Annotated in this window: 20 protein-coding genes and 1 pseudogene; 13 read left to right on the forward strand and 8 right to left on the reverse strand. The window is 63.2% G+C overall.

The window, feature by feature from the left end; all coding sequences use genetic code 11:
• Positions 1–22 precede the first annotated feature (22 nt).
• The 4 genes from AC5ZG1_RS08795 (at position 23) to AC5ZG1_RS08810 (ending at position 5829) form a co-directional block, all read left to right on the forward strand.
• Positions 23–1174: a DegT/DnrJ/EryC1/StrS family aminotransferase gene (locus tag AC5ZG1_RS08795; RefSeq protein WP_496132622.1), complete on the forward strand. Its 1152-nt coding sequence runs from the start codon at positions 23–25 to the stop codon at positions 1172–1174.
• 43 nt (positions 1175–1217) lie between these two features.
• Positions 1218–2747: a murein biosynthesis integral membrane protein MurJ gene (murJ, locus tag AC5ZG1_RS08800; RefSeq protein ID WP_496132623.1), complete on the forward strand. Its 1530-nt coding sequence runs from the start codon at positions 1218–1220 to the stop codon at positions 2745–2747.
• 133 nt (positions 2748–2880) lie between these two features.
• Positions 2881–5190, forward strand: a complete 2310-nt coding sequence (locus tag AC5ZG1_RS08805; protein WP_130229689.1) for a xanthine dehydrogenase family protein molybdopterin-binding subunit — start codon at positions 2881–2883, stop codon at positions 5188–5190.
• Positions 5191–5379: 189 nt separating this feature from the next.
• Positions 5380–5829 (forward strand): c-type cytochrome, encoded by a 450-nt coding sequence (locus tag AC5ZG1_RS08810; protein ID WP_028163618.1) that lies wholly within the window; start codon positions 5380–5382, stop codon positions 5827–5829.
• A gap of 272 nt (positions 5830–6101) precedes the next feature.
• Here the strand turns inward: AC5ZG1_RS08810 and AC5ZG1_RS08815 are convergent, their stop codons facing one another.
• Positions 6102–6524: a CHRD domain-containing protein gene (locus tag AC5ZG1_RS08815; protein WP_028163616.1), complete on the reverse strand. Its 423-nt coding sequence runs from the start codon at positions 6522–6524 to the stop codon at positions 6102–6104.
• A gap of 282 nt (positions 6525–6806) precedes the next feature.
• On the opposite strand from AC5ZG1_RS08815, the gene AC5ZG1_RS08820 reads away from it, so the two are divergent.
• Positions 6807–7736, forward strand: a complete 930-nt coding sequence (locus AC5ZG1_RS08820; RefSeq protein ID WP_130229694.1) for a c-type cytochrome — start codon at positions 6807–6809, stop codon at positions 7734–7736.
• 276 nt (positions 7737–8012) lie between these two features.
• On the opposite strand, the gene AC5ZG1_RS08825 is transcribed toward AC5ZG1_RS08820, so the two are convergent.
• Together AC5ZG1_RS08825 and pdxR are read right to left on the reverse strand one after the other, a co-directional pair.
• Entirely contained in the window at positions 8013–8969 is a 957-nt protein-coding gene (locus AC5ZG1_RS08825) for an NADP-dependent oxidoreductase (protein WP_496132692.1), read from the reverse strand.
• 251 nt (positions 8970–9220) lie between these two features.
• Positions 9221–10624, reverse strand: a complete 1404-nt coding sequence (gene pdxR, locus AC5ZG1_RS08830) for a MocR-like pyridoxine biosynthesis transcription factor PdxR (RefSeq protein ID WP_496132624.1) — start codon at positions 10622–10624, stop codon at positions 9221–9223.
• 110 nt (positions 10625–10734) lie between these two features.
• Here pdxR and AC5ZG1_RS08835 point away from each other — a divergent pair.
• The 3 genes and pseudogenes from AC5ZG1_RS08835 to AC5ZG1_RS08845 all read left to right on the forward strand — a co-directional run bounded on the left by AC5ZG1_RS08835 (position 10735) and on the right by AC5ZG1_RS08845 (position 14062).
• Positions 10735–11372, forward strand: a pseudogene (locus tag AC5ZG1_RS08835) (HD domain-containing protein).
• 77 nt (positions 11373–11449) lie between these two features.
• Positions 11450–12154: a glutathione S-transferase family protein gene (locus AC5ZG1_RS08840; protein ID WP_130229685.1), complete on the forward strand. Its 705-nt coding sequence runs from the start codon at positions 11450–11452 to the stop codon at positions 12152–12154.
• A 579-nt stretch (positions 12155–12733) separates the two neighbouring features.
• Positions 12734–14062 carry a glycosyltransferase gene (locus AC5ZG1_RS08845; RefSeq protein WP_496132625.1) on the forward strand — a complete coding sequence of 443 codons (1329 nt, stop codon included), beginning with the start codon at positions 12734–12736 and terminating at the stop codon, positions 14060–14062.
• Positions 14063–14331: 269 nt separating this feature from the next.
• Here the strand turns inward: AC5ZG1_RS08845 and AC5ZG1_RS08850 are convergent, their stop codons facing one another.
• The gene (locus AC5ZG1_RS08850) at positions 14332–14577 is read right to left on the reverse strand and encodes an Lrp/AsnC ligand binding domain-containing protein (protein WP_496132626.1); all 246 of its coding nucleotides are present in this window, start codon (positions 14575–14577) and stop codon (positions 14332–14334) included.
• Between the two features lie 138 nt (positions 14578–14715).
• Here AC5ZG1_RS08850 and thiD point away from each other — a divergent pair, with 138 nt between their 5' ends.
• The 5 genes from thiD (at position 14716) to AC5ZG1_RS08875 (ending at position 19973) form a co-directional block, all read left to right on the forward strand.
• Positions 14716–15516, forward strand: a complete 801-nt coding sequence (gene thiD / locus AC5ZG1_RS08855; RefSeq protein ID WP_496132693.1) for a bifunctional hydroxymethylpyrimidine kinase/phosphomethylpyrimidine kinase — start codon at positions 14716–14718, stop codon at positions 15514–15516.
• A 172-nt stretch (positions 15517–15688) separates the two neighbouring features.
• Entirely contained in the window at positions 15689–16501 is an 813-nt protein-coding gene (locus tag AC5ZG1_RS08860) for a UDP-2,3-diacylglucosamine diphosphatase (protein WP_028163613.1), read from the forward strand.
• The gene (locus AC5ZG1_RS08865; protein WP_496132627.1) at positions 16498–17562 is read left to right on the forward strand and encodes a glycosyltransferase family 4 protein; all 1065 of its coding nucleotides are present in this window, start codon (positions 16498–16500) and stop codon (positions 17560–17562) included. The genes AC5ZG1_RS08860 and AC5ZG1_RS08865 overlap by 4 nt, the downstream gene beginning before the upstream one ends.
• Positions 17563–17723: 161 nt before the next feature.
• Positions 17724–18713 (forward strand): threonine/serine dehydratase family protein, encoded by a 990-nt coding sequence (locus AC5ZG1_RS08870; protein ID WP_496132628.1) that lies wholly within the window; start codon positions 17724–17726, stop codon positions 18711–18713.
• Between the two features lie 225 nt (positions 18714–18938).
• Positions 18939–19973: an AI-2E family transporter gene (locus AC5ZG1_RS08875; RefSeq protein ID WP_130227057.1), complete on the forward strand. Its 1035-nt coding sequence runs from the start codon at positions 18939–18941 to the stop codon at positions 19971–19973.
• Here the strand turns inward: AC5ZG1_RS08875 and AC5ZG1_RS08880 are convergent.
• The 4 genes from AC5ZG1_RS08880 to AC5ZG1_RS08895 form a co-directional block, all read right to left on the reverse strand.
• Entirely contained in the window at positions 19970–22126 is a 2157-nt protein-coding gene (locus AC5ZG1_RS08880; RefSeq protein WP_496132629.1) for a prolyl oligopeptidase family serine peptidase, read from the reverse strand. The genes AC5ZG1_RS08875 and AC5ZG1_RS08880 overlap by 4 nt on opposite strands.
• On the reverse strand, positions 22123–22776 hold the full coding sequence (locus tag AC5ZG1_RS08885) for a TetR/AcrR family transcriptional regulator (RefSeq protein WP_496132630.1): 654 nt from the start codon (positions 22774–22776) through the stop codon (positions 22123–22125). Before AC5ZG1_RS08885 ends, AC5ZG1_RS08880 begins: the two co-directional genes overlap by 4 nt.
• Before the next feature lie 101 nt (positions 22777–22877).
• Positions 22878–24647, reverse strand: coding sequence for a metallophosphoesterase family protein (locus tag AC5ZG1_RS08890; protein WP_496132631.1), 1770 nt, complete (start codon positions 24645–24647; stop codon positions 22878–22880).
• A 146-nt stretch (positions 24648–24793) separates the two neighbouring features.
• On the reverse strand, positions 24794–25999 hold the full coding sequence (locus AC5ZG1_RS08895) for a hypothetical protein (protein WP_496132632.1): 1206 nt from the start codon (positions 25997–25999) through the stop codon (positions 24794–24796).
• Between the last annotated feature and the right edge of the window lies 1 nt (position 26000).

A 26000-nucleotide genomic window follows, 5' to 3' on the forward strand; every position in this document is an offset into this window, starting at 1 on the left:
CTCACGCCTCCCGCAAGGTCCCATGAACCAGCATCTGCGCCCAGAACCCATTCCCTTCATCGACCTTGCCGCGCAGCGCCGCCGGCTCGGCACCTCCGTCGATGAAGCGGTCTCCCGCGTGCTCTCCCATTGCCAGTTCATCAATGGGCCGGAAGTGTCGGCGCTGGAGGCGGAACTTGCAAAGTTCTCGGGCGCAAAACATGTGGTGGCTTGCGCCAGCGGCACCGACGCGCTTCTGATGGTGCTGATGGCCAAGAAGGTCGGCCCGCGCGATGCGGTGCTGTGCCCGTCCTTCACGTTCTGCGCGACCGGCGAATCGGTGGCGCTGACCGGCGCTACGCCGGTTTTTGTGGACGTCGATGAGACGACGTTCAACATGGATGCGGCCTCGCTGAAGCGCGGCATCGCGACCGCCAAGGCGCGCGGCCTCAAGCCAGTCGGCGTCATTCCAGTCGACCTGTTCGGGCAGAGCGCCGATCACGACGCGATCGCTGCGGTCGCCAAGGCCGAAGGTCTGTTCGTGCTCGATGACGCCGCGCAGGGCTTTGGCGCTACTTACAAGGGGCGGCGGATCGGCACTTTTGGCCTGGCGACGGCGACCAGCTTCTTCCCGGCAAAGCCGCTCGGTTGCTTCGGCGACGGTGGTGCGATCTTCACCGACGACGACGAGCTAGCCGAGACGCTGCGCAGCATCCGCGTGCACGGCCAGGGCTCGGACAAATACGACAACGTGCGCCTGGGCCTGACCGGGCGGCTCGACACCATGCAGGCGGCGGTACTGCTCGAGAAGCTCAAGATTTTCGAAGAAGAGATCGCGGCGCGCAATGAGGTCGCGGAGCGCTATGCGCGCGGGCTCGGTAACGTCGTGACCGTGCCGCGCCTTGCCGCCGGCTGCAGCTCGATCTGGGCGTGCTATACCATCCGCCTGCCCGAGGGCACCGACCGCGACGGCTTTGCCGCGGCGCTGAAGGCGCAGGGCGTTCCGACCGCGATCTACTATACGAAATCGATGCATCAGCAGACCGCCTACCGCGACTTCCCGGTGGCGGAGGGCGGCCTGCCGGTCAGCGAACGGCTTTCGAACGACGTCATCAGCCTGCCGATTCACGCCTATCTCGACGAGGCGACGCAGGGGCGAATCATCGAGGCTGTGCGCGGCGCGCTTTCGTCCTGATTTCGCCGTTTTGCGGCGCCGGTGCTTGGGCTAGAACCGGCGCATGCTTGGACGCATCTTCACGGTCGGCGGCTACACCCTGCTTTCGCGGCTGACGGGGCTCGCGCGCGACATCATGCTCGCAGCGATCCTCGGCGCGGGACCTATTGCCGACGCCTTCCTGGTCGCCTGGCGCCTGCCGAACAATTTTCGTGCGATCTTCGCCGAAGGCGCGTTCAACACCGCGTTCGTCCCGGCTTACGCCCATGTCCACGGCAAGGGCGGCGATACGTCCGCGCGCCTGTTCGCCGACCGCATCTTTACGCTGCTGTTCTTGTCTCAGCTCATCCTGCTGGTGCTGGCCTGGGCCTTCATGCCGCAGGCATTGCGCGTCCTGGCGCCCGGCTTCACCGATGACGCCGAGCAGCGCCAGCTTGCGATCGAGCTGACGCGGATCACCTTTCCGTATCTGCTGCTGATCACCATGGTGACGCTCTATGGCGGCATGCTCAACGTGATGCAGCGCTTTGCCAGCGCGGCCGGGGCGTCCATCCTCCTCAATCTGTCGATGATGGCAACGCTGGCGCTGGCGGCCTTCTTCCCGAGTGCAGGTCACGCTGCGGCCTGGGGCGTCCTGATCTCCGGTTTCCTGCAATATTTCCTGCTTGCGGGCGATCTGGCGAGGCACGGCACGCTGCCGCGCTTTGCCATGCCGCGGCTGGATGAGGACGTCCGCGCCTTTTTCCGCGCGATCGGACCGGCGACGCTGGGCTCGATGGGCACGCAGGTCGCCGTGTTCGCCGACACGATCATCGCGACCTTCCTGGCGGCCGGTGCCCTGTCGGCGCTCTATTACGCCGAGCGGCTCTATCAACTGCCGATCGGCGTGATCGGGATTGCCGTCGGCACGGTGCTGCTGCCGGAAATGTCGCGGCGGATCACCGCACAGGATGTGGTGGGGGCTGCGGCTGCGCAGCGCCGCGCGTTTGATTTCACCCTGCTTGCCACCGTGCCCTTTGTCGCGGCCTTCCTCACCGTGCCTGACATCATCGTGCGCGCGGCGTTTGCGCGCGGCGCCTTTACCAAGGCCGATGCCGCGGCGGCCGCCGCGACCCTGGCGGCCTATTCGATCGGCCTGATCCCCTTCGTGATGATCCGCAGCGCCGTTGCGACGTTCTATGCACGCAAGGATACGGCAACGCCGGTGAAGGCGTCGCTGACCGGGCTTGCGGCCAATCTGCTGCTGAAGATCGGCCTGATGGCCCCACTCGCCCAGATCGGACTTGCGCTCGCCACCGCTGTAGGCGCCTGGATCAACCTGCTCTTGGTGTTCGGCTTTGCGGTGCGCGCCGGCTATCTCGAGCTCGATCGCCTGATGATGCTGACCTTTGCGAAATTCGCCGTCTCCGGCCTCGTGCTTGCGGGGGCGCTTTGGTGGACCGAGCGATTCGCAGCCGTCTATTTCGCGCAGATGCACGTGCTGCGCGACGAAACCATCCTTGCGCTCCTGATTGCGGTCGGCGCCTTCGTCTATGGATTTTCCATCCTGGTGCTGTTCGGGCGCGGATGGCTCTTCGCCCTGCGGCGCGGATAGTTTTCAAGTCAAATCAGCTTTTTGTTGCGGTGCTTCCAAGCTCCGCAATTCGCGGTTTGCGCTTCTTTCCCAACCGCGCCAATATGGCGGGAAACACGCCAAGATGGCGTGGACAACAACAATTGGAGTGACGATGGCAGCCCCCATCAAATTCGGCGTCGGCCAGAGCGTACGCCGCAAGGAAGACGATGCCCTCATTCGCGGCAAGGGCCGCTACACCGACGACGTCGCGCCGCAGCCGGCGCTGCATTCGCTGGTGCTGCGCTCGCCGCATGCGCATGCGAAGTTCACCATCGACGTCACCAAGGCGCGCGGCCTGCCGGGCGTCAGCCTGATCCTGACTGCGGCCGAGGTCGCCGATCTCGGCGACCTGCCATGCCTGTTCAATCTGGAGACCGATCCGTTCACCGGTCCGCCCTATCCGATCCTGGCCAAGGACGAAGTCCGCCATGTCGGCGACGCCGTCGCCTTCGTCGTCGCCGAGACGATCGACCAGGCGCGTGATGCGATCGAGGCGATCGACGTGCAGTGGACGCCGCTGCCGGCCGTGATCGGCGTCGTCAATGCCGTGAAGCCGGGCGCGCCGCAGGTGTGGCCCGACAAGCCGGGCAACGTGCTGTTCGACGTCTCGATCGGCGACAAGAAGGCGACTGAAGAAGCTTTTGCGAAGGCGCATGCGGTCGCGGAAATCTCGATCGTCAACCCGCGCATCGTCACCAACTTCATGGAGACGCGTGCGGCGGTCGCCGAATATGACGCCAAGAAGGACCATCTGACGCTGACGATCGGCAGCCAGGGCAGCCATCGCCTCCGCGATATCCTCTGCCAGAACATCCTGAAGATCCCGGTCGAGAACATGCGGGTGATCTGTCCCGATGTCGGCGGCGGCTTCGGCACCAAGCTGTTTCCCTACCGCGAATATGCTCTGGTCGCGGTCGCTGCGCGGCAGTTGAAGAAGACGGTCAAATGGACGGCTGACCGTGCCGACCACTTCATGGGCGACTCGCAGGGGCGCGACAACGTCACGACCGCGAAGATGGCGCTCGCCGAGGACGGCAAGTTCCTGGGCATGGACGTCGATCTGATGGGCGACATGGGTGGCTATCTCTCGACCTTCGGTCCCTATATTCCGCATGGCGGCGCCGGCATGCTGCCGGGCCTCTACGACATCCAGGCCTTTCATTGCCGCGTCCGCACCGTGTTCACCAACACCGTGCCGGTCGATGCCTATCGCGGCGCCGGGCGGCCGGAGGCGGCTTACGTTGTCGAACGTCTGGTTGATGCCGCCGCGCGAAAACTCGACATGACGCCGGATGCGATCCGCCGCAAGAATTTCATCCCGCCGAAGGCGCTGCCCTACAAGACCGCGACCGGGAAGGTCTATGACTCCGGCGATTTCGCCGCGCATATGAAGCGCGCGATGGAGATCGCCGAGTGGAAAGAATTTCCCAAGCGCGCCAAGGCGGCGAAGAAGGATGGCCTGGTGCGCGGCATCGGGCTTGCAACCTATGTCGAGATCTGCGGCACCATGGGCGAGGAGACTGCGAATGTCGCGCTCGACCCCAATGGTGACGTCTCAATCCTGATCGGCACGCAATCGAGCGGGCAGGGCCACCAGACCGCCTATGCGCAGCTCGTGGCCGAACAGTTCGGCCTGCCGCCCGAGCGCGTCCACATCCTGCAGGGCGACACCGACAAGATCGCAACAGGTCTTGGCACCGGCGGCTCGGCATCGATCCCGTCGGGCGGCGTCAGCGTGCAGCGCGCCACCGCTGCGCTCGGCGACAGGCTGAAGGAGATCGCGGCGCAGGCGCTGGAAGCGAGCGCCGGCGACCTCGAGATATCGGACGGCGTGATCCGCATCGCCGGCACCGACCGTTCGATCAGCTTTGCCGATCTCGCCAAGCGCCCTGGTGTCGATCCGTCGAAGCTGAACGCCAGCGCGACCTTCGCCAGTGCCGACGGCACCTATCCGAACGGCACGCATCTCGCCGAAGTCGAGATCGATCCGGCGACCGGCATCATCAAGATCGTGAACTATGTCATTGTCGATGACTTCGGCGTGACACTGAACCCGCTGCTGCTCGCGGGCCAGGTTCACGGCGGCGCGATGCAGGGCATCGGGCAGGCGCTGATGGAGCAGGCGGTCTATAGCGCAACCGACGGCCAGCTCGTCACCGGCACCTTCATGGACTATGCGGTGCCGCGCGCCTCCGACGGTCCGTCCTTCGTGTTCGAGACCCACAACGTGCCCTGTGCGACCAATCCGCTTGGCGTCAAGGGCGCGGGCGAAGCAGGCGCGATCGGCTCATGTCCGGCGATCGTCAACGCGATCGTCGAGGGCCTGTGGCGCGAATACAAGATCGACCACATCGATATGCCCGCTACCCCCGAGCGGGTCTGGATCGCGATCCGCGAGGCGCAGCGACGCCATAATCTCTGATGACGACATCGTAGCGCGGGAATAAACGCCCGCGCACGGGTTCTAAAGCATGATCCGGAAAAGTGGGAAACCGGTTTTCCGAAAAGATCATGCTCAAAGGAGGCGCTGGATCATGATCCAGCGTGAGGCCGCGAGCGCAAAGCGCGCGCGGCGGCGTCCGGCAAGCTTCACGAAAAGGAGAATTCGCCGATGAAGCGGATGGTTTTGGTGGCAGGTGGCGTGCTGCTCGGTGCAAGCGCTGTCATGGCTCAGCAGGAGATCGCCGTTCAGCAGGACAACCTGATGCGGGCGCAGGCGAAAAGCATGTACAATGTGATCGGGAAAATGGTGAAGGGCGATATCCCCTACGACCAGAAGGCGGTCGATACGGCGCTCGCCGATCTCGAAACGAACGTCGCCAAGATCGCGACCGTCTTTGCCACCAACCCCAAGGAAGACGTGAAGGACGCCCATTACACGTCGTCGCCCAAGATCTGGCAAAACAAGGCTGATTTCGATTCCAAGATCCCGCCGGTCACGAAGGCGATCGGTGACTTCAAGGGCAAGGTCAAGAATCTCGATCAGTTGAAGGTGGCCTACACCACGATCAACGATCGCTGCGGCGCGTGCCACGACACCTATCGCGTCAAATTGAAGTGATGCGGCGCTTGCGCTCTTCACCTCTCCCGCTTGCGGGAGAGGTCGGCGCGTAGCGCCGGGTGAGGGCTCTCTCCGCGCAAAGATAATCTCTGTTCTTTTCGCGCAGACACCCTCACCCCAGCGCTGCCGGAGCGAGCTTTGCTCGTCTCGCCCGCAAGCGGGAGAGGGGGCGCAGCTTCATCGTGGTCACCGCCGATCTACCTCATTAGGTGCAAAACGAAAAAGGCGGATGCCGCAGCATCCGCCTTCAGGAATGGACGCTTGTGGCTCGCCTATTTCACGACCTGGCCGCGGATTTCGCCGCCTGGATTGGCCGCGGTGTGGACGTTCACGTAGTACTTACCGGCGAGGAAATCGGCGGCCTGCGCGTCCGTCAGCGTGGCGCTGCCTTCGGCGGGGCTCGAGGCGATATTCGGGATCGGGACCGCGACGCCGCCGTTCTTGCCGGCTTCGGCGGGACCATGGAAATGCGCTGCGGTAGCGGGACCGGTGAGGCCGGAATAGGTCACCTTCCAGCTCAGCTTCTTGGTCGCGGGATCGTAGTCGATATCGGCGGTGCCGGTTCCGGTGCTGCTGTTCGGCGGCACTTCCGATTTGCCGTCCAACGGCACCTTGTACTTGTCGGCGAGAGCAGGACCGGCAAACACGACGGCGGCTCCGAGCGCGAGCGTGGCAAGCATGGTCTTGTTCGGCATGGTTTTTCTCCCTGTTGGCGTCGGCCTGAGTGTCGACCTCAAAACAATGGCCTTTCTGCTTTATTCCCAAAATCGCCCGCGAGCGCGGAAAATTTCGAGCAAGCGCATGGCCGAAACTCTCGCCATATTAGCCGTTCGATCGACGAACTGGAGCATATTCGGTTCTGATTGAACCGAAGCGCCAGATTTTGTTTTTGACGCGTTCACACGAACCGGTGCTCACGCTCGGATCAAGTCCAAGGGCATGCTTTGCTCGAAGACGCTCCAATGACGGGTCGGACCATGTTGCGACGAATATATCCCGCGGCCATTCTCGCCGGCATTGTCGCCGCCGGCGTCTACTGGTGGCTGACCATACCTGCGACGTTCGCGGCCAGCGTATTGCCGGCCTATGAGCCTGACATTGGCAATGGCTCGACCATCTTCAACGCGGGCGGATGTTCGTCCTGTCACGCCGTGCCCGACCAGCCCGATCGCACCCGGCTCGGCGGCGGGCTCGCGATTCCATCGCCATTCGGCACCTTCTATGCGCCGAACATCTCGCCCGATCCCAATGACGGGATCGGCCGCTGGAGCGAGGCCGATTTCGTCACAGCGGTCATGAAGGGCACCTCGCCGGAGGGCGCCCATTTTTTCCCTGCCTTTCCCTACACGTCCTACCGGCATGCGAAGATCGAGGACGTCCGCGACCTCTTCGCGTTCATCAAGACGCTGCCGCCGGTCGCCGGCAAGGTGCGCGATCACGACGTGCCGTTCCCCTTCAACATCCGCCGCAACATCGGCGTGTGGAAATTCCTGTTCATGGATGACAAGCCCTTTACGCCGGATCCGGCGCGCTCCGCGCAATGGAATCGCGGGGCCTATCTCGTGAACAGTTTTGGCCATTGCGCGGAGTGCCACAGCCCGCGCAATTTCCTGGGCGGCATCATCAGCGCGCAGCGTCTTGCCGGCGGACCGAACCCGGAAGGTGAGGGTTGGGTGCCCAATATCACGCAAAAGAATCTGGCGGACTGGAGCGTGAAGGACTTCACCTATTTCCTGAAGACCGGTGAACTGCCGGACGGCGACAGCGCCAGCGGATTGATGGCGCGCGTGATCAAGAACACGTCACAATTGTCCGATGAAGATCGTGCGGCCATGGCCGATTATCTTAAATCCCTGCCACCGGTCGAGGGCCCCACGCCGCCGAAGCGGACCGGGGGCAGGAGCTAGGGCGTTTACTCACAGGCGCTTGATCAAGTTTCCCGAAAACCGGACACATGACGGTTGGAGGATGATTTCCGCCTGCGACTCCTTCCAAATCTGCGCCGCGTGGCGCCCCGATAGAGCGTTTTCGAGCGAAGTGGATACCGGTTCGCGTGAAGAAAACGCGTGAAAACAAGAATCTAGAGCTTCGGTTCTGCCGGCGTCGTTCTCGGCCATGTGTTCCAGACTCGCGCGGAGCCGTCGGCCTTCACAGCTGCTCGCCGCCACACTCATAGCCCCAATTCAAGCGCGCGCGGTGGCTTCGTCCGAGCCTCCCACATCGAGAATGATCTTGCCTTTCGGCGGCTCTCGTTGACCTTCCAACATCATGTGCGCGTCTCGCGCAGCGGCAAAAGGAAGAACTGCGCCGACGCGGGTTTTCAGGTCACCGCGATCGATGAGATCGGCAATCTCGCGAAGGCGCTCGGTGGTCACTTCCACCAGGAAGAAGGCTGCGGTGACCCCGTGGTGCTTTGCGCGCTCTTGATCGGGCTGGGACACAGCGGAGATCAGCTTGCCGCCCGGGCGAAGAACCTGAAAGGAACGTATTTGCGTTTCGCCTCCGACGAGATCCAGTACCGCGTCCGCATCCTTCACCTCTTCCTCGAAGCGTTGCGTGTGATAGTCCAATACTCTGTCGGCACCAAGGGACCGCACGTATTCGATGTCTTGGCTCCCCGCGGTGGCGATTGAACGCAGGCGAGCGCGACGAGCGAGCTGAACCGCGTAGGCTCCGACGTTTCCCGCAGCTCCGTGAATGACGACCGTCTGCCCGGCTTCGAGGCGAGCGTGGTCGAACAGAGCTTGCCACGCCGTGACCGCAACGACGGGAACGGAAGCCGCTTCGGCATAGCTCAGCGAGCCTGGTTTCTTCGCGAGCATCCCAGCAGAGGCCACGGCGTATTCTGCGTAAGCACCAAGGAACTGGCTGTTGGTCACTCCGAAAACCTGGTCCCCAACAGCGATCTCGGATACGCCCGATCCCACGGCCGCGATTGTTCCGGACAGATCAGAGCCGAGCGTAAGAGGAAGGGGCTGCGGCAACGCGCTCTTTCCGGCCCTGATCCAGCCGTCCCAGGGACCGACCCCTGCTGCGTGAACATCGACAAGGACCTCGCCCGTACCAGGAACTGGCCTCGGAACCCGATCCAAAATCATCACTTCCGGCGGTCCGAATTCGTGCACTCGCCATGCCAACATGGAGCAGCGCGCAGGACCTTGGGACGCATCGTCGACGGGGCTGCTTGCCATTCTGAACTCCCTGTTAAGACGTGAGTCGGCTTGAAGGCCGTGCGCCGGTCATGGACCCAAAGCCGGTCTCGCGCATCCGCTTCAACCGGTGTTACCAATCGAAGATGGAGGGCAGCCTGATCCAGAACAGTACCAAGATCGGCAACTCTCAATGTACCATCGATAGTCGCTTAGGTCGCAGCGACGTTCATTTCGCAGTGCTAGCGTGCCAATTCCAACAGCCGGCGAACATCCGCCGGCAGCCGCCGTTCATTGAGGTTGGTCACGCTGAGCAGCAATCCTTGCTGTCGGGGAGGCTGCATGTACCACGGCGACAGGGGAGCCGGCGCCAAGCCGAACTGTAGAGCGCGCAAAGCGATGTCCACGTCTGAAGCAAACTCGGGAAGCAAGAGAACCACTGCCAGACCGGCGGTTGCTTGTACCTTTATCGGGTCTGACGCCATCTCTCCCAGGCAACGAAGCAAAGTCTCCCGTTGGGCGGCGTAGAGCCGCTTCATGCGGCGCAGATGGCGAAGGTAGTGCCCTTCTCGCAGGAATTCCGCCACGGCGCGCTGCACGGCCGCAGCCGGCGCTGGTGCCAAGCAAGCAGCGAGCTCACCGAACGGACGACTCAGTTCCGGCGGCACGACCATGAACCCCAGGCGCAGCGCCGGGCTGATCGTTTTGCTGAAACTGCCGATGTGCAGCACCCGGCCTCCATGATCGAGCGATGCAAGAGCCGGGGCCGCCCGTCCTTTCAGCTGCAGTTCGCTGAGGTAATCGTCCTCGATGATCCAGGCGTCGTTCTGCCGAGCCCAGGCGAGCAGTGCAAGTCGCCGCGGCAGCGACATCGTCATCCCGAGCGGCGCCTGCTGGCCTGGTGTGACGACTGCCAGTGTCGCTCCACCGGCGGTTTGCACCCCGGCGGCAACATCCAGCCCTTCCGCATCGACCGGGACAGCTGTCACATGCATGCCAGCTAGGCCGAGCGCGGTGCGCGTGAGCGGAAAGCCTGGATCTTCGATCCAAGCTCCCATCCTTCCAAGCTGAAGCCCTCGGATAGCCAGACCGAGCGCGCCGGAGAATCCGCTCGTTATGAGCACCTGAGAGGGGCTGCACCGAATTCCGCGGGCCAGCCCTAAGTAAGCCGCAACTTCCTTTCGCAGCTCCGGATCGCCGCGCGGATCCGGATACGTCACCGGCGCAGCCGCGGCTAGCCGGGTCTCACGCGTCAGGATGCGTGACCACAGCTTAAAAGGGAAGGCGTCCTGAGAGGGCACGCCCATCTGAAATGCCCGCGGCGCGCTTCCGAACTCATAAAAGAGGTCCGGTAGAGGCGCCGCCTCTGGCGACCACTCGGGCGTTGAGGATCGGGATGGCCGGTCGGCCACACGAGTTCCTGCCGGCCCGAGACCGATCGCGAATTGCTCCGTGATGAGACGTTCGTAGGCCACACGCACGGTGCCGCGGGAGACGCCGAGCTGAGCGGCCAGATCGCGCCAGGAAGGCAATCGCGCGCCCGACGCGAGCCGCCCGCTCTCGATGCTCTCTCGGATCGCGCAATAGATCTGGGCAGCCAGTGGGGTCCTTCTGGCACGATCTAGTTGGATGGGGAGGACAGCCATCGCGCGATGGTACAGTCAAAATTGGCAATCTTGGTACTGTTTTATGATCAGGTCCGGACCGATCTATTTCCTGCAACCAGCACCACAGACACGGAGACGGGAGTTCGATAATGGTCGATATTATTTCTGGCGTTAAGATCCCCGATAGCAAGATCGCACGCGAGGCCGCCGAACTGTGCGGCAACATGAAACCGAGATGTTGTTCAACCACTCGGTTCGCGTATTTGTGTTCGGTGCGATGAAAGGAATTCGTCAGAATCTAAAATTCGATTCTGAACTGCTTTATGTCGCAGCGCTGTTTCACGATCTGGGTCTTATCCACCCTTACCATACCGATACGAAACGGTTTGAAGTCGACGGCGCCGATGCAGCCCGCGAATTCCTCAAGAGCCACGGCATCCCGGATCCGAAAGCGGATCTGGTGTGGGAAGCAATCGCTTTACATACCACGCCAGGCATTCCCCAATACATGCGGCCAGAAATAGCTCTCACCAACGCAGGTGTTCTAGTTGATGTCGTCGGCATTGGATATGACGACTATACGCGAGAGCAACGCGACCAGGTCATTGCCGCGTTTCCTCGTGGTGATTTCAAGAATGAGTTCATCCAGGTTCAGACGTGCTCGGCCTTGAAGAAGCCCCAGACCACGTTCGGCACAGTCAATGTCGATTATATCGAAGATTACGATCCCACATTTCGCAGGCCAAACGCCTGCGTTCGGATACGCAATACTCCGTGGCTCAGCTGAACCGTCATGCCATGAATTCACCCGCCGTGATGCTTGCCACCTCTTAAAGTGTAATCGAGCCGCAAGAGCGAGTTGAGATGCCAAACTTTGCTGATTTCCCGATCACACGGCGCTGGCCTGCGAAATACCCGGATCGCTTGCAACTCTATTCACTGCCGACACCCAACGGCGTAAAGGTCTCGATCATGTTGGAGGAGATCGGGCTCCCCTACGAAGTTCATCTGGTCGACTTCAACAAGGGCGACCAGCACACGCCAGAATTTCTTTCATTGAACCCCAACGGCAAGATCCCGGCGATCCTCGACCCCGATGGCCCCGACGGAGAGCCGCTGCCCTTATTCGAATCCGGAGCCATCTTGCAATATCTCGCGGAGAAGACGGGCAAGCTTTTGCCGGCAGATGCGGCTCGCCGCTACAAGACTATCCAGTGGCTGCATTTCCAGATGGGCGGGATCGGACCGATGTTCGGCCAGCTCGGCTTCTTCAACAAATTCGCAGGCCGTGAATACGAGGACAAGCGCCCACTTCAACGATACGTCAACGAGTCAAAACGCCTGCTCGGCGTATTGGAAACGCATCTCGCCGGACGACTATGGATCATGGACGATGAATATACCATCGCCGACATTTCCATGCTCGGCTGGGTGCGTAACCTGATCGGCTTCTATGAGGCGCGCGAACTCGTCGACTTCGACAGTCTTCAAGCGGTACCAGCCTGGCTCGATCGCGGCCTGGCGCGGCCCGCGGTGCAGCGTGGATTGACCATCCCGCACAGGCCATGAGAGACGGGAAGGTGCACTGATCGACCCTGCACCGCATCGCACGATGCTGCTGAGTCTCTCCCGTCTGTCGAAGTTCAGGGCTGCGAAATTGTCGCGCCAATGGCCAAGCTGCCCGGTCAGGAAATCCTGATCACCGAAGATCTCGCTTATCGACTTGCATAAGCCAACCGGGAGGTCAGCCGGCAGCTTGAATTGCTGACAATGAGCCGGGAAGCGGATATCGTGCAGAGTTGCGGCAGCAGGTCAGTCCGCGAGCTTGAGCGACCGTTGAATAATCTGATCGACAGCGCGATCTGACCGGCTCAAGCACTACTGCAGTGCCGAGCTAGCTTCTACTCGGCCGCAACAGCTCGACGCGTTGGTAGATAATCATTGGATTGATCGCACTTGGCGCGATCTGAGTTGCTCATTCCTGCACGCAAGCCTTTGTGACCAGACGCATTGCGAGTGTAGCAATTCACGCCGGATCCGACATCGGGGCGTAACAGCAAACCTGCCAACATCTGGTTGCGTCACTCAGCTCGATCACTCTTGCCGGCTCGCGTGGCCTTCGTCTCAGGATATCCAGAGTAGGATCATATGAAAATCATCATCGCTACGACCCCCGCGCCCGGTCATGTCAATCCGATGCTTGGTATCGCGCGCATCCTGTTGGCTGACGGTCACGAGGTGGTCGCCTTCACAGGAAGCGCTTTCCGCGACCGCATCAACAGTATTGGTGCAGCATTTCGTCCTATTCCTGCCAGCGCAGATCAGGATGTGGTGGATCCTTTCGCGAAGTATCCCGAACTGAAAAGCCTGCCTCCGGGGTTGGAGTTGTTGCGCGTCACCAAGGAGCGCTTATTTGTTGACCACATGCTCGTGCAGCACGAGGGCTTGCAACGATTGTTGCGGGAAGTCCCGGCCGACATCGTGATGGGGGATGAGTACTTCTTGGGCCTGCTACCAATGCTGCTCGGCCCTCGCTCGAAGCGGCCTCCGATTGTCTGCTTTGGCACCACGATCCTCCATTGGCCTCGCACAGACGGGGCGCCAGAACTCCTCGGCTTGCCTCCGGCGGCAGCCCCGGCGCAGCGCGAGAAGTATGCAGCCATTGCCCAGGAACATGAGAGGGTCGTCAATCAACCGCTCGCGCATCGTTTGAACCAATGCCTGGAGGAAATCGGCGTCAAGTCGCTGCCGAGGCCTCCTTTCGAGGCAATGGTGGAATTAGCAGATGCCTATCTGCAGCTGACGGTGCCGAGTTTTGAGTTTCCGCGTCCCGCCCCGGCTTCGGTGCAATTCGTGGGTACCCCGCCCATTATGCCCAAACAAGCGCCGCTGCCACCCTGGGCCGATGAGCTGGACGGCAGGCGCAAGGTGGTCCTCGTCACCCAAGGGACAGTGGCCAACCACGACTTCAACCGCTTGGTAACACCGACCCTTGTGGGATTGGCCGACGAGCGGGACCTGCTCGTGGTCGTCACCGCTGGTGGCCGCCCGGTCGATACGATCCCTGGCCCCATTCCGGCTAATGCGCGTTTGACGAGCTATCTGCCGTTCGAGTGGATCCTGTCCAAGGCCGATGTATTTGTCACCAATGGAGGTTATGGCAGCGTCAACCAAGCCATGAGCTTTGGGGTTCCTCTGGTCTGCGCTGGACTCACCGAGGACAAGGCCGATGTGAATGCGCGGGTCGGCTGGTCCGGGGTCGGCATCAACCTTGAGACGAGCACGCCGACGCCGCAGGTGCTGCGCGAGGCTGTGCGGGCCGTACTCGATACGGAGAGGTATCGCGCACGTGCTTCGCTCATGGCTAAGGAATTCCAGCGCATCGACACCCGTGGCGAGATTCTCCGCGCGATCAAGCGGGTGTCTCAGAACGGGGCTGATCGGCCGTCCCGCGCCGCTTTGCTGTCGGCGAAGTAGATCGACGATACCGACCTCAGCACGGCGGGGCCAGCAACGGCACCTGCAGCGGATGTCACGTCCGATGCGCGAGGGACGTCAGTCGGCCCGGACCTGACTTCCGGCAATGGGTGTGCAGCGACGCCTTGCGGCGATCACCAAGACGGTTGTCGACGGCGTCCCGCACCCGCGCAACTATACCGTTACGTCGCCGAAGTGAGGCGCCGAGCGGTCGGACGCCGACACTGCCGCAGTGGCCTATGTCTGGGCAGTCGGCCACGTCAACCAGTCTAGGTGGTCCCGAACGCCTTGAAGGTGATGATGGTGCGGGTGTCCTGGATGCCCGGGATGACCTGGACCTTCTCGTTGACGAAATGGCCGATGTCGGTGTCCTTGTCGACGTAGAACTTCACCAGGAGATCGTAATCGCCCGCGGTGGAGTAGATCTCGGAGGCGATCTCGGCCTCCGCCAGCGCATTGGCGACGGCATAGGACTGGCCGAGCTTGCACTTGATCTGAATGAAGAAGGGAACCATCGCTGTTATCTCCGGGGCAGGTAGCCGGTCCATAGAGCCAAATTCGCCGTGCAATGGCAAGCCAGCTTGCCGGCGTTGGTTCGCCGCGCTAGGAGGGACCATGGTATTATGCCTATCCCACTGCGCGGCAGCTTTCCGATGACGACGCCGATCGCACTCACCATTGCCGGTTCGGATTCCTCTGGCGGCGCCGGCGTCCAGGCGGATTTGAAGACCTTTGCCGCGCTCGGTGTCTACGGCGCATCCGTCATCACCGCGCTCACCGCGCAGAATACGATGGGCGTGCGCGGCATCCACCAGGTGCCGGCCGAGTTTGTGACGGCGCAGATCGATGCGGTGTTCTCCGATCTTGCGGTCGGCGCGGTCAAGATCGGCATGGTGGCGGAGCTTTCGATCATCGATGCGATCGCGGCCGGGCTCGAGCGCTGGTCGCCGAAGCATGTCGTGTTCGATCCGGTGATGGTTGCAACCTCGGGCGATCGCCTGCTTGCCGCGGAGGCGGTCGATGCGCTGCGCACGAGATTGATCCCGCTTGCGTCGTTGATCACCCCGAACCTGCCGGAGGCCGCAGCACTGCTCGACGAACCGATGGCCTCGGATGAGGCCGCCATCGAGAGCCAGGGCAGGCGGCTGCTTGCCCTCGGCTGTCGGGCGGTCCTGATTAAGGGCGGGCACGGGCAGGGCAGCGAGAGCATCGACTATCTCGTCGATGTAGACAGCGCGATCGTGCTCGCGGCGCCGCGCATCAGCACCGCAAACACCCATGGCACCGGCTGCTCTTTGTCGTCTGCGATCGCAGCCGAGCTTGCCAAGGGCGAAGACGTGACGTCAGCCGTGCGCAATGCCAAGCGCTGGATCAGCGCCGCCATCGAAGCCGCCGACCGTTTCACCGTCGGCCACGGCCACGGGTCGGTGCATCATTTTCACAGATTTTATTAGACGACCGAGCTGCCTCAACCCTGTCCCGCATATCTACGGCCTCTGGTGTCGCCAGATTGTCGCATGGCGCTGTTATCCGCCTTTCAAAGGGGCGCGTAGCTGATTCTGGTGGGACTGTTGGCTGCGACGAATCGTCATCGCCCTGTCACAGGGATTTGTTAGGTGCACAGGTATGGGAAGCGACTCTTTCAGTGAAGAGAGCCCCGAGCGGCGCTTTCGCACGTTGTTTATCTCCGATGTCCATCTCGGAGCCCGCGGGTCGCAAGCCGACCGATTGCTGGATTTCCTGCGCTCTCACGATGCCGACACGATCTACCTGGTTGGCGACATCGTTGACGGTTGGGCGCTGAAGTCGAGCTGGCACTGGCCCCAGACCCACAACGATTTCGTGCAGAAGATGCTGCGCAAGGCACGCAAGGGCGCCAAGGTCATCTATATCCCCGGCAATCACGACGAGTTCCTGCGCAAGTACTACGGCACGCATTTCGGCGGCATCGACGTGATGGAGAACACCATCCACACCGGCGTCGACGGCAAGCGCTACCTCGTGATCCACGGCGATATCTTCGACCTCGTGGTGCAGAATGCGCGCTGGCTCGCCCATCTCGGCGACAAGGCGTACGACTTCGCGATCCAGATGAATCGCTTCGTCAACTTCTTCCGCCGCATGTTCGGCGTGCCCTATTGGTCGCTGTCGCAATGGGCGAAGCTGAAGGTCAAGAAGGCAGTCAATTACATCGGCGCGTTCGAAACCACGCTTGCGAGCGAAGCACGTCGCCACGGCTGCGACGGCGTGATCTGCGGCCACATCCATTATGCAACGATCCGCGACGAGCACGGCATCCGCTACATGAATTGCGGCGACTGGGTCGAGAGCTGCACGGCGCTGGCCGAGCACGAGGATGGCCGCTTCGAGATCATCACCTGGACGGACCCGGTCCGGCGCATCGCCCCAGTGCCGCGGGTCACGGCGCGCGCTGCATGACAAAAATCCTGGTCGCGACCGACGCATGGCATCCCCAGGTCAATGGGGTGGTTCGGACGCTGACCATGATGGCCGAGGCGGCAAAGGGCCTCGGCGTCGAGATCGCATTTCTCACGCCGCAATCGTTCCGCACCTTCGCGATGCCGAGCTATCGCGACCTCCGGCTGGCCTTGCCGCATCCGGCCGCGATCGCCGCGCTGATCGAGCAGGACAAGCCTGACAGCATCCACATCGCCACCGAAGGTCCGATCGGCCTGTTGGTGCGTCGCTATTGCCGCAAGCGCGGCCTGCCGTTCACCACGAGCTTTCACACCCGCTTTCCCGACTATGTCTCGGCGCGCTCGCCAATCCCGGAAAACTGGGTCTGGCGGCTGTTGCGTTGGTTCCATCGGCCGAGCCAGGCGGTGATGGCGGCAACCCCGGCGCTCGCCGCCGAACTGCGCTCGCGCGGCTTTCGCAACGTGGTGCTGTGGTCGCGCGGCGTCGATACCGCGCTGTTCCATCCGCGCCATGTCGACCTCTGTCTTCCGGCACCGGTTTTCCTCAGCGTCGGCCGGGTGGCGGTCGAGAAGAACCTGGAAGCCTTCCTCGACCTCGATCTGCCGGGCACCAAGGTCGTTGTCGGCGACGGACCGGCGCGGTCGGTACTGGAGCGGAAATACCGCGACGCCGTGTTCCTGGGCGCACGGCACGGCGAGGAATTGGCGCGCATTTATGCCGCTGCCGACGTGTTCGTATTCCCGAGCAGGACCGACACCTTCGGCCTGGTGCTGCTGGAGGCGCTGGCGAGCGGCCTGCCGGTCGCCGCTTTCCCGGTGGTCGGCCCGCGCGACGTGATCGGCAGCGCGCCGGTCGGCGTGCTGAAGGAAGACCTCCGCGAGGCCTGCCTGGAGGCGCTCAGCATCCCCGCGGAGGCCTGTGTCGACTTTGCCGCGCGCCACACCTGGCAAGCCTCGGCGCGCGTCTTTATCGACCACGCGCTCAATCTCCGGCCGGTCGAGCCGGAGCCTGAGAACGAACCGGCGGAATTCGTGGCTGAGGACCCGCATTTCGCAGCCTAGCCTGACCCCGTAGCCCGGGTGGAGCGCAGCGCAACCCGGGGACTTCTGTATCGGTGTTGACCGGTGGTCCCGGGTTACGCGTTCCGCTCCACCCGGGCTACGGCCGGGGATCACACAGAAGCGTCTTGCCGGCTCGTCCGCGACCGCGTTACAAATTGCGCATGACCGAAATCATCGCAAATCAACCCATCGGTGCGGCTGATATCGAAGCCGCCGCAAAGGTGGTCGCGCCGTTCGCGGTGCGCACGCCGCTGCTGTCCTTTCCCGTCCTCAACGAGCGCGCCGGGACCACGGTATTCCTGAAGCCGGAAATGCTGCAGCGGACCGGCTCGTTCAAGTTCCGCGGCGCCTTCAACAAGCTGTCGTCGATCCCGCAGGCACAGCGCGGCGGCGGGGTCGTCGCATTCTCCTCCGGCAACCATGCCCAGGGCGTGGCCGCAGCGGCGAAGATCCTCAGCATGCAGGCGACCATCGTGATGCCGGCGGACTCGCCCATCACCAAGCGCGAGCGCACCAAGTCCTATGGCGCCGAGGTCGTGCTCTATGACCGCGACCGTGAGGACCGCGAGGCGATCGCCAATGGCATCGCGGAGAAGCGCGGCGCGACTTTGGTGCGTCCCTATGACGATCCCTTCGTGATCGCAGGGCAGGGCACCGCGGGCCGCGAAATCGCCGAGGACATGGCCACGCTTGGGCTTACGCCTGACATCGTGGTGGCACCGGCGTCCGGCGGCGGGCTGATCGCGGGCGTCGCGACCGCCGTGAAGGCCAAATTCCCGCAAGCCCAGGTGATCGTCGCCGAGCCGAAGGGCTATGACGACCACGCGCTGTCGCTACAGGTAGGACATCGCGAGCCGCATCCAGCCGCCGCCCGCACTATCTGCGACGCATTGATGGCGGCGATGCCGGGCGAGCTCACATTTGCGATCAACAGCAAGCTGTTGGCGGGCGGCGTGTCGGCTTCAGATGAGGAAGTCGCCGCTGCGGTTGCGTTCGCCTATCGCGAACTGAAGCTGGTGGTAGAGCCCGGCGGCGCCGTCGGCCTTGCCGCCTTGCTTGCCGGCCGCATCGACGCCAAGGACAAGAACGTCGTCATCGTTCTCTCCGGCGGCAATGTCGACGCCGACCTGTTCGCCAAGCTGGTGGCCTGAACAACGCCGAGATTCTGTAGCCCGGGTGAAGCCAACGGGTCGCGCGAAGGCGCGCCCGATGGCTCCACCCGGGCTACGACGCAGAACATCGTTTTGGCGCCTGCGCAATCAGCGCATCAACGGCGTCCAAATCCCTGGCCCCGCCCCATCGATCGGCTGACTGCCCTTGCGGCGGATTGCAGCACCTGACAATCTTTGTTTGGCGCAAGGTCGGAGGAATCCAGGATGGGGGACGGCTCCGGGCAAAGGGTTGCAACCGTCGTCATCGCGGTAGTGCTCGTCGGCGCGGCCGCATCGCAGGCGAGGAGTGTGCTGGCGCCGCTCGCTGCGGCGCTGTTCATCATCGCGATCGTCTGGCCGGCGCAGAAATGGCTGCAGTCATGGATGCCGAAGCTCGCAGCGCTCGCGATCACCATGCTGGTCACGGTGGCGATCTGCCTTGCCTTCGCTTCGCTGGCAGCGTGGGGCTTTGGCCGCGTCGGCCATTTCCTCGTCGCCGATGCTGGGCGGTATCAGACGTTCTATGAACGGGCCGTGATATGGCTCGATGGCCATGGCATCGAGGTTGCCAGCCTCTGGGCCGAGCACTTCAATGTCGGCTGGCTGCTGCGCGCCACGCAATACGTCACCGGCCGCCTCAACACCACGCTGAGCTTCTGGCTGATCGCGCTGGTCTATGTCGTGCTGGGGCTGCTCGAGGTCGAGGATGCCAGGCGAAGGATAGACAGATTGGAGAACGCTACGGCGGCGCGCGTGTTGCTCAATGGCAGCGCCGCGACCGCGGCCAAATTTCGGAAATATCTGCTGGTGCGCACGCAGATGAGCGCAGTCACCGGCCTTCTGGTCGGCCTTTTCGCCGGCGTTACCGGATTGCCATTCGCGTTCGAATGGGGCGTGATCGCCTTCGTGCTGAACTACATCCCGTTCATCGGGCCGTTCATCGCCACGCTATTTCCGACGCTGCTTGCCATGACGCAATTCGAGAGCTGGCCGGCGGTGTTCGGTGTCTTTGCCTGCCTCAACATCATCCAGTTCGTGGTCGGCAGCTATGTCGAGCCACGCGTCGCCGGCAACACGCTATCGATATCGCCGTTCATCGTGCTGTTTGCGATCTTCTTGTGGACCTTCCTGTGGGGCCTGTTCGGCACCTTCATCGGTGTGCCAATCACGCTTGCGCTTCTCACCTTCTCTGCCGAGCACCCGTCGACGTGCTGGCTCGCCGATCTGCTCGGAGGGCCGGCGGATGCGAAGCGGGCCTAGGCACCCATTTTCAGACCCGTCCAATGGGCGGCGAAGGTCCACATGTCGGCGTGCAGGGCGATGATCTTGTCCAGCGGCATGCCGGCGCCGTGCCCGGCGCGGGTTTCGACGCGCACCAGATGCGGCCTCGGACCAAGGTCCGCCGCCTGCAACGCCGCGACATATTTGAAAGTGTGCGCGGGAACGACGCGGTCATCGGCGTCGGCGGTCGTGGCGAGGATCGCTGGATAGTCGGCGCCGGCCCTGATGGTGTGGTAGGGCGAGTAGGTCATGAGGTTGCGGAAGTGCCGCTCTTCGGCCGGGCTGCCATACTCGCCCATCCAAAACAGGCCGGCGGTGAACTTGTCGTAGCGCAGCATGTCCATCACGCCGACGCCCGGCAGCGCCACGTCGAAGAGGTCAGGTCGCTGATTGGTCACCGCGCCGACCAACAGGCCGCCTCCCGACTCGCCCTGGATCGTCAGGCCGTCCGACGGGGTGATGCCTTCGGCCTTCAGGAACTCGGCGGCGGTGATGAAGTCGTCGAACACGTTCTGCCTGTTTTCAAGTTGGCCCGCGCGGTGCCAGGCCCTGCCGTACTCACCGCCGCCGCGGACGTTGGCAACTGCCAGCACGCCGCCTTGTTCGACCCAGGCGAGTTGCAGGGAGTTATAGATCGGAACCTGGCTGATGCCGAACCCGCCATAGCCGTAGAGCAGGGTGGGCGCGGCCCCGGACACGTCCTTGCGACGGACCAGGAACAACGGCACCCATGTGCCGTCCTTGGAGCGAAAGAAGCGCTGCTCCACCACGATCCTGCTCAGGTCGATCGCCACCTCGGGCTCGGCCCACGGCGTGATGGTGTTGGCGGCCACGTCGTAACGATAGATGGTGGTGGGCACGTTATAGCTGGTGAAGACGAAGAACGCCTCGTCTTCGGCCGGATTGCCGGTCAAGCCGCCTGCCGTGCCGATGCTGGGCAGCGCCACCGCGCCGTCGGGCGCGCCGTCCATGTCGAAGCGACGGATCTCGGTCTTGGCATCGACGAGGTAGCCGATCAGCAGCTTGCCGCCGAGCAAAGCGGCGTCGTTGAGCACCGCGCTGCCCTCGGCTTCGGGGACGATCTCGACCGGCTGCGGCTCGGGCGCGGCGAGGTCGAGCGACACCACGCGACGGCGCTCGGCGCCATCGGTGGTGATCAGGATCAACTTGGCGCCATCGTTGCCGAGAACCATCCACTCGGCGTCCATGCTTGGGACGATAGTGCGTGGCGTCCAGTCCGTAGCGCTCAGGTCGACGACGGTGAGGGCGCTCTCGTTCGACCCAGGGGTCGAGGAGATGTGGAGGTAGCGGCCATCCACGGCGCGATCGGCCACGTGCAGCAGTCCCGGGTGATCCGGGGTGCAGTAGATGAGACGGTCTTCGGCCTGCGGCGTGCCCAGTCTGTGGAAATAGACGGCGTGGTTGGCGACGCCAGCGCTCACGGCCGTGCCGGCTTCAGGCTCAGGATAGCGCGAATAGAAGAAGCCGGAGCCATCGGGCACCCAGGCCAGCCGGGTGAACCGCGCCCATTCGACGGCGTCGTCCAACTGCTGGCCAGTATCGACGTTGAGCACTTTGATGGTGCGCCAGTCCGTGCCGCCGGTCTGCACGCCGAAAGCCACGAAGCGGCCGTCGTCGGACGGCGCCCATTCGGCCAGCGCATCGGCGTTGTCAGTCGACCAGGCATTAGGATCGATCAGCAGGCGGTCTTCGCCCGCCGCCCCGCCACCCACATAGAGCGAAGCCTGATTGGCAACGCCGTCATTGCGGGTGAAGAAATAGCGCTCGCCGCGCTTCAGCGGGACCGTGAAGCGCTCGTAGTCCAGCAATTCGGTCATCCGCTGCCTGAACACGTCGCGACCGGGCAGGGTGCTGAGATATTTTTGCGTCACCGCGTTTTGCGCTTCGATCCAGGCTGCAAGCTTTCGGTCACTGCGCGCATCGCCTTCCAGCCAGCGATAAGGATCAGCGATCTTCTCGCCGAAATGCTCCTCCACCAGATCGCCGCGTTCGGTCTCCGGATAAGCGATGTAGCGCATGGTCTCTCCAAAACGGATTGGGCTAGGGTGGGAATGGCCGGGGCCAGAGGGAGCCGTGGGGCACGAAAACGTCGTCGGCCAGCCTTCGGTCATGAAGATTGCCGGTCGTCGACAGCGGACAAGTCGTCGCCGAAAGGTTTCGGCACGACAGGATCACAGAAGGGCAGGTTGCTGACCGCCCGGATGGCGCGCGACATCCGCGCGACCACTTCTGCGGTGGTGAAGGTCTGGCCGTAGCGCACCGCGGCCAGGCTGATCGTCTCATCGATCGTGCGTATCGCACACATCACGGCAGCGGCGCACAGGCGGACGTCGAAATCATTGCGCAAGCGATCCAGCCGATCCGCGATGACCGCCATCATCTGCTCTTCGCCATCGTGGTAGGACAGGAGCCAGGTTGAGCGAAGGTCAGGCTCATCGGGAAAGGCGGCGATCAGCCTGACGATCAGGATCCCGTCGGCGATCTCTTCTGCCGACTGCTTTTCCAGGTCGAAACACTCCGCGAGATGCGCTTCAAGCGACACGTTGCGCGGCCAACGTTGCAGTTGCAGGGCGAAGCGGCTCCACGACTGGGCGAACAGCGGCTCCACGCAGCTCTCCTTGGTGCGGAAGTATCTCCACACCGTTCGCTTGGAGAGGCCGGAAGCCTCGGCGATATCGTCCCCGCTTGTGCCGCTGACCCCACGTTCCAGAAAAAGTCTGGCTGCCTGGCGCGAGACCGCCAGACGCGCATCGTCTTGCATCGAACCCACGGAGTACCCTCATGTCACTTAGTGACGAAAATGATGTCACTAAGTGACATGAATGTAAAGCCCGAGCGCGACCAGCGCAGGGGTGCTGCTAGCTAGTTTCCCGCAATCTCCACCTTCTCCGGCTCGGCAAGGCAAAGCGTTCCATCGAGGCCGCTTACCAGCCGGTGGATGTAGAAATAGCTTGGCGCATCATCGGCAGCGTTCATCACCGGCGAGGGCGCGGAGATAATCTTCAATGCGCCGCATGCACCGATCCAGTCGATGTGGCGGTGACCGTGCATCACCACGACGCGGTCGGCAAAGGCTTGCAGTCTGCGAACGAACCAGCTCCCATTGATTAATGCCGTTCCAATGCGCTCGGAGAACTTCGTCGTCGGCATGGGATATTCCGTGAGGTGATGGTGCAGCGCCACGATCCACCGTGCTTTCGGAAAATAGTTCATGGCGGCCTCCAGCCGCTGCACCTGTTCGAGCGAGACCAGCCCGAGCGCGTTGGTGAAGGAGAAGTGGGTTTCGGCATTGGAGTCGAGGATGGCTATTCCGAGGCCTTCCGGTTGGTCGGGCGGCAGGATCATCGGGAATTGGTCCTCGAATAGCCGGCGAAGCTCGGCGCCCCGACGCACGCCGCCGCGCTCGGCGAACGCAACAATCTCTTCGCGATGCGGCGTGAGGAGTTCGTCCAGCGTGGCCGCGACTTTGCCTGAGTTGTCGACGAGGCGCACCCGATTGCCCTGAATGGCCGATATCGCCGACAGGGTTCGCATTTGCCGCAGCCGCTTGCCGGGGCTGAACGGCAAGTCGAGCCGGGCAGGGTTGGCCCGATCGACGATGTTCACATCATGATTGCCCGGCAGCAGAAGCGTCCGCGCGGCAAGATCAGGGTGCTCTGACAATGCCTCGAGGAATTCAGCCCATTCGCTTGCCCGTCCTGCGTCCGTCATATCGCCGCTGATCAGCACGTGATCGAGCGGATCGGCGGCATGAATGGCGGCGAGACGCGCGAGCACGGCGGCGAAGCGTTCATTGCCGCGCGGTCCGGCGCGCCCGCATTCGATGCGAAAGCCATATCGCTCGCCGACGACGTGGACATCGGACAGGTGCGCAACGCGCCAGATGCGCGCATCGGACCTGGGGATATCGAATGCGGCAAGATCGGCCGGCTGATCCATGCTGGCATCGGCAAAGCCCCAGGCCAATGACGCAGCGGCGAGATAGCAGGATACGAGTACGATGGCGTTGGCCAGCGTGGTCACCACGAGATGATGACCCAGGGCGAGATCGATCAGGCCGGCGGTCCATTGCGAGGCCGGCCAAACCAGGATTGCGATCAATGCCGCGCCTGCGCTGAGCAGGATGCCGGCACCGAGCGAACACGCGCGTCGCACTCGCATGCGCAAATTTGGAGTCAGGCTGTATTGCCAGATCCGTTCCGTCAGGTGGCGCAGTGCCTCACGGCAGAACGCGTAGCTTGGCTGCACCGCGAGCGCGTTGAGCGACCAGAAACTGGTCTCGACGATCCGCAGCAGCGGCCGCCAGGCGAACCAGCCGAGCGCGACGATCGCGATCAGCATCAACGCCGCGCCGATTTCCGTCAGGACCAGGATTTTTTCGGACAGGATTGACAGCCAGGCGGAGGCTATCAGGGGCGCAAGACCAAGCAACACGGCCGGCAGCAGGAGCAACGCGGTCCACGCGAACAAGAGCTTCGGCAGGCTGATCTCGACAAGCAGGCTGCCGGCAATAGCAAGCAGCGAACGCTGACCGGGGCTAGCCACATCGTCCTCGACGTCGCCGTCGCGCGGATCAAGCAGCACGAGGCGCTGAATGCTCGAACGTTCGTCCGCCGATGTCGACTGCCTCATGACATGAGTCCGTCGCTTGCACCTGTCGCCAGGATGGACTTCGCGGACGCTAGCAGCACGTGTCCGTGCTGCGTACTTTATCACAGGTCTTGTAACGAGACATCGGCCACTGCGCGAGTCTCCTCGCGGAGAGGCAAGCCTCGCGCTTACGAGAAGAACGCGATCTTCTCGGCCTGGCTCATGCGGCGGATCGGCGCGAGCGGATCGCTGGCCGCGGCGCTGGGCTTCTTGACGATGCCGTTGGCAATGATGGTGGAGCCGAGCGAGATTTCGACCGGAGGCTCGGGCGGCGCGACGAAGGCAGGCTGCGGCGGAAGCTCGAACTGCGGTTCCGGCAGCGCGACGGCAAGCTCAGGCGCCTGCGGCACGATTTCCGGCGCGGGCGGTGCTTCCAGTTCAACAGGTGGTTCTTCGGCGATCGTTGCCGTGGTGTCCTCAACGTCGAACGGGTCGGGTGCGCCCATCTCCATCGCGATCATGTCGAGCACGGCCTCGTCATGAGCGTCGGCCGCAGCTTCCTCGGTGGCGCGAGCAAGCTCGATCGCTTCAGCCTCCGCCAGCGCCGCTTCGGCGACAGCGAGCGCGGCTTCCGCGTCCGCGACGGTGATGGTCTCTTCCGCGGCTTCCGGCTCGGGAGGTGCGGCGACCGTCTCCATGGTGGCCGGCGCCTCCGGTGGAGCTTCGACTTCTGTCGTGTGCTCGACCTCCACCGTGTGAAGGGCGCGCGGCTCCGCGTGGCTCTCGGGGGCAGGTGCGGGTGACGGAGCCATCGGCGCTTCGGCGCTCGGCGCGGGCGTCTCATCGGCTTCGGAGAATTGGGCAAGGCGCTGCACGATCGGCGCGAAGGCGGCATCCAGCGCGGCCTTCGCGTCCTCGGATGAAATCTGCGCGGCGCCGCTCTCGATCGCGACGACCTGGGAATCGATGAGGTCGCAGATGCGTCCGTCATTGCCGATCTCGCGCAGCCGCCACGCGATCTCGCGGATCACCCGCGCGCCCTTGCGCACCGGCGCAAGCTTCTGCTCCAGCGCCAGGCTATCGAGCGCTTCGGCTGCAGATGCCTGCGCGGCCTCCACCGCGTCGCGGATCGCGGCGATGGCCTCGGCTATCGCCGGCCCCGAATCCGGCGGCTTAACCGCCTGCCTCTGCGCGGCGAGGCTTTCCTCGAGCCGGGCCACCGCATCCAGCACCAGGCGGGTATCGGCGTTGCGGTTGCGCTTGGCATATTCGGAGAGGAACCAGCGGCCGCGCGAAGTCTCCATGAAGGCTTCGCTGATCGCGTGGTAATCGTCCTCGCCCGGCTGCACCGGGCGGGCTGTGATCGGCGAAAGGGCGAATGCTTCGTTGGCCATG

It is taken from the genome of Bradyrhizobium sp. Leo78, from assembly GCF_059512425.1.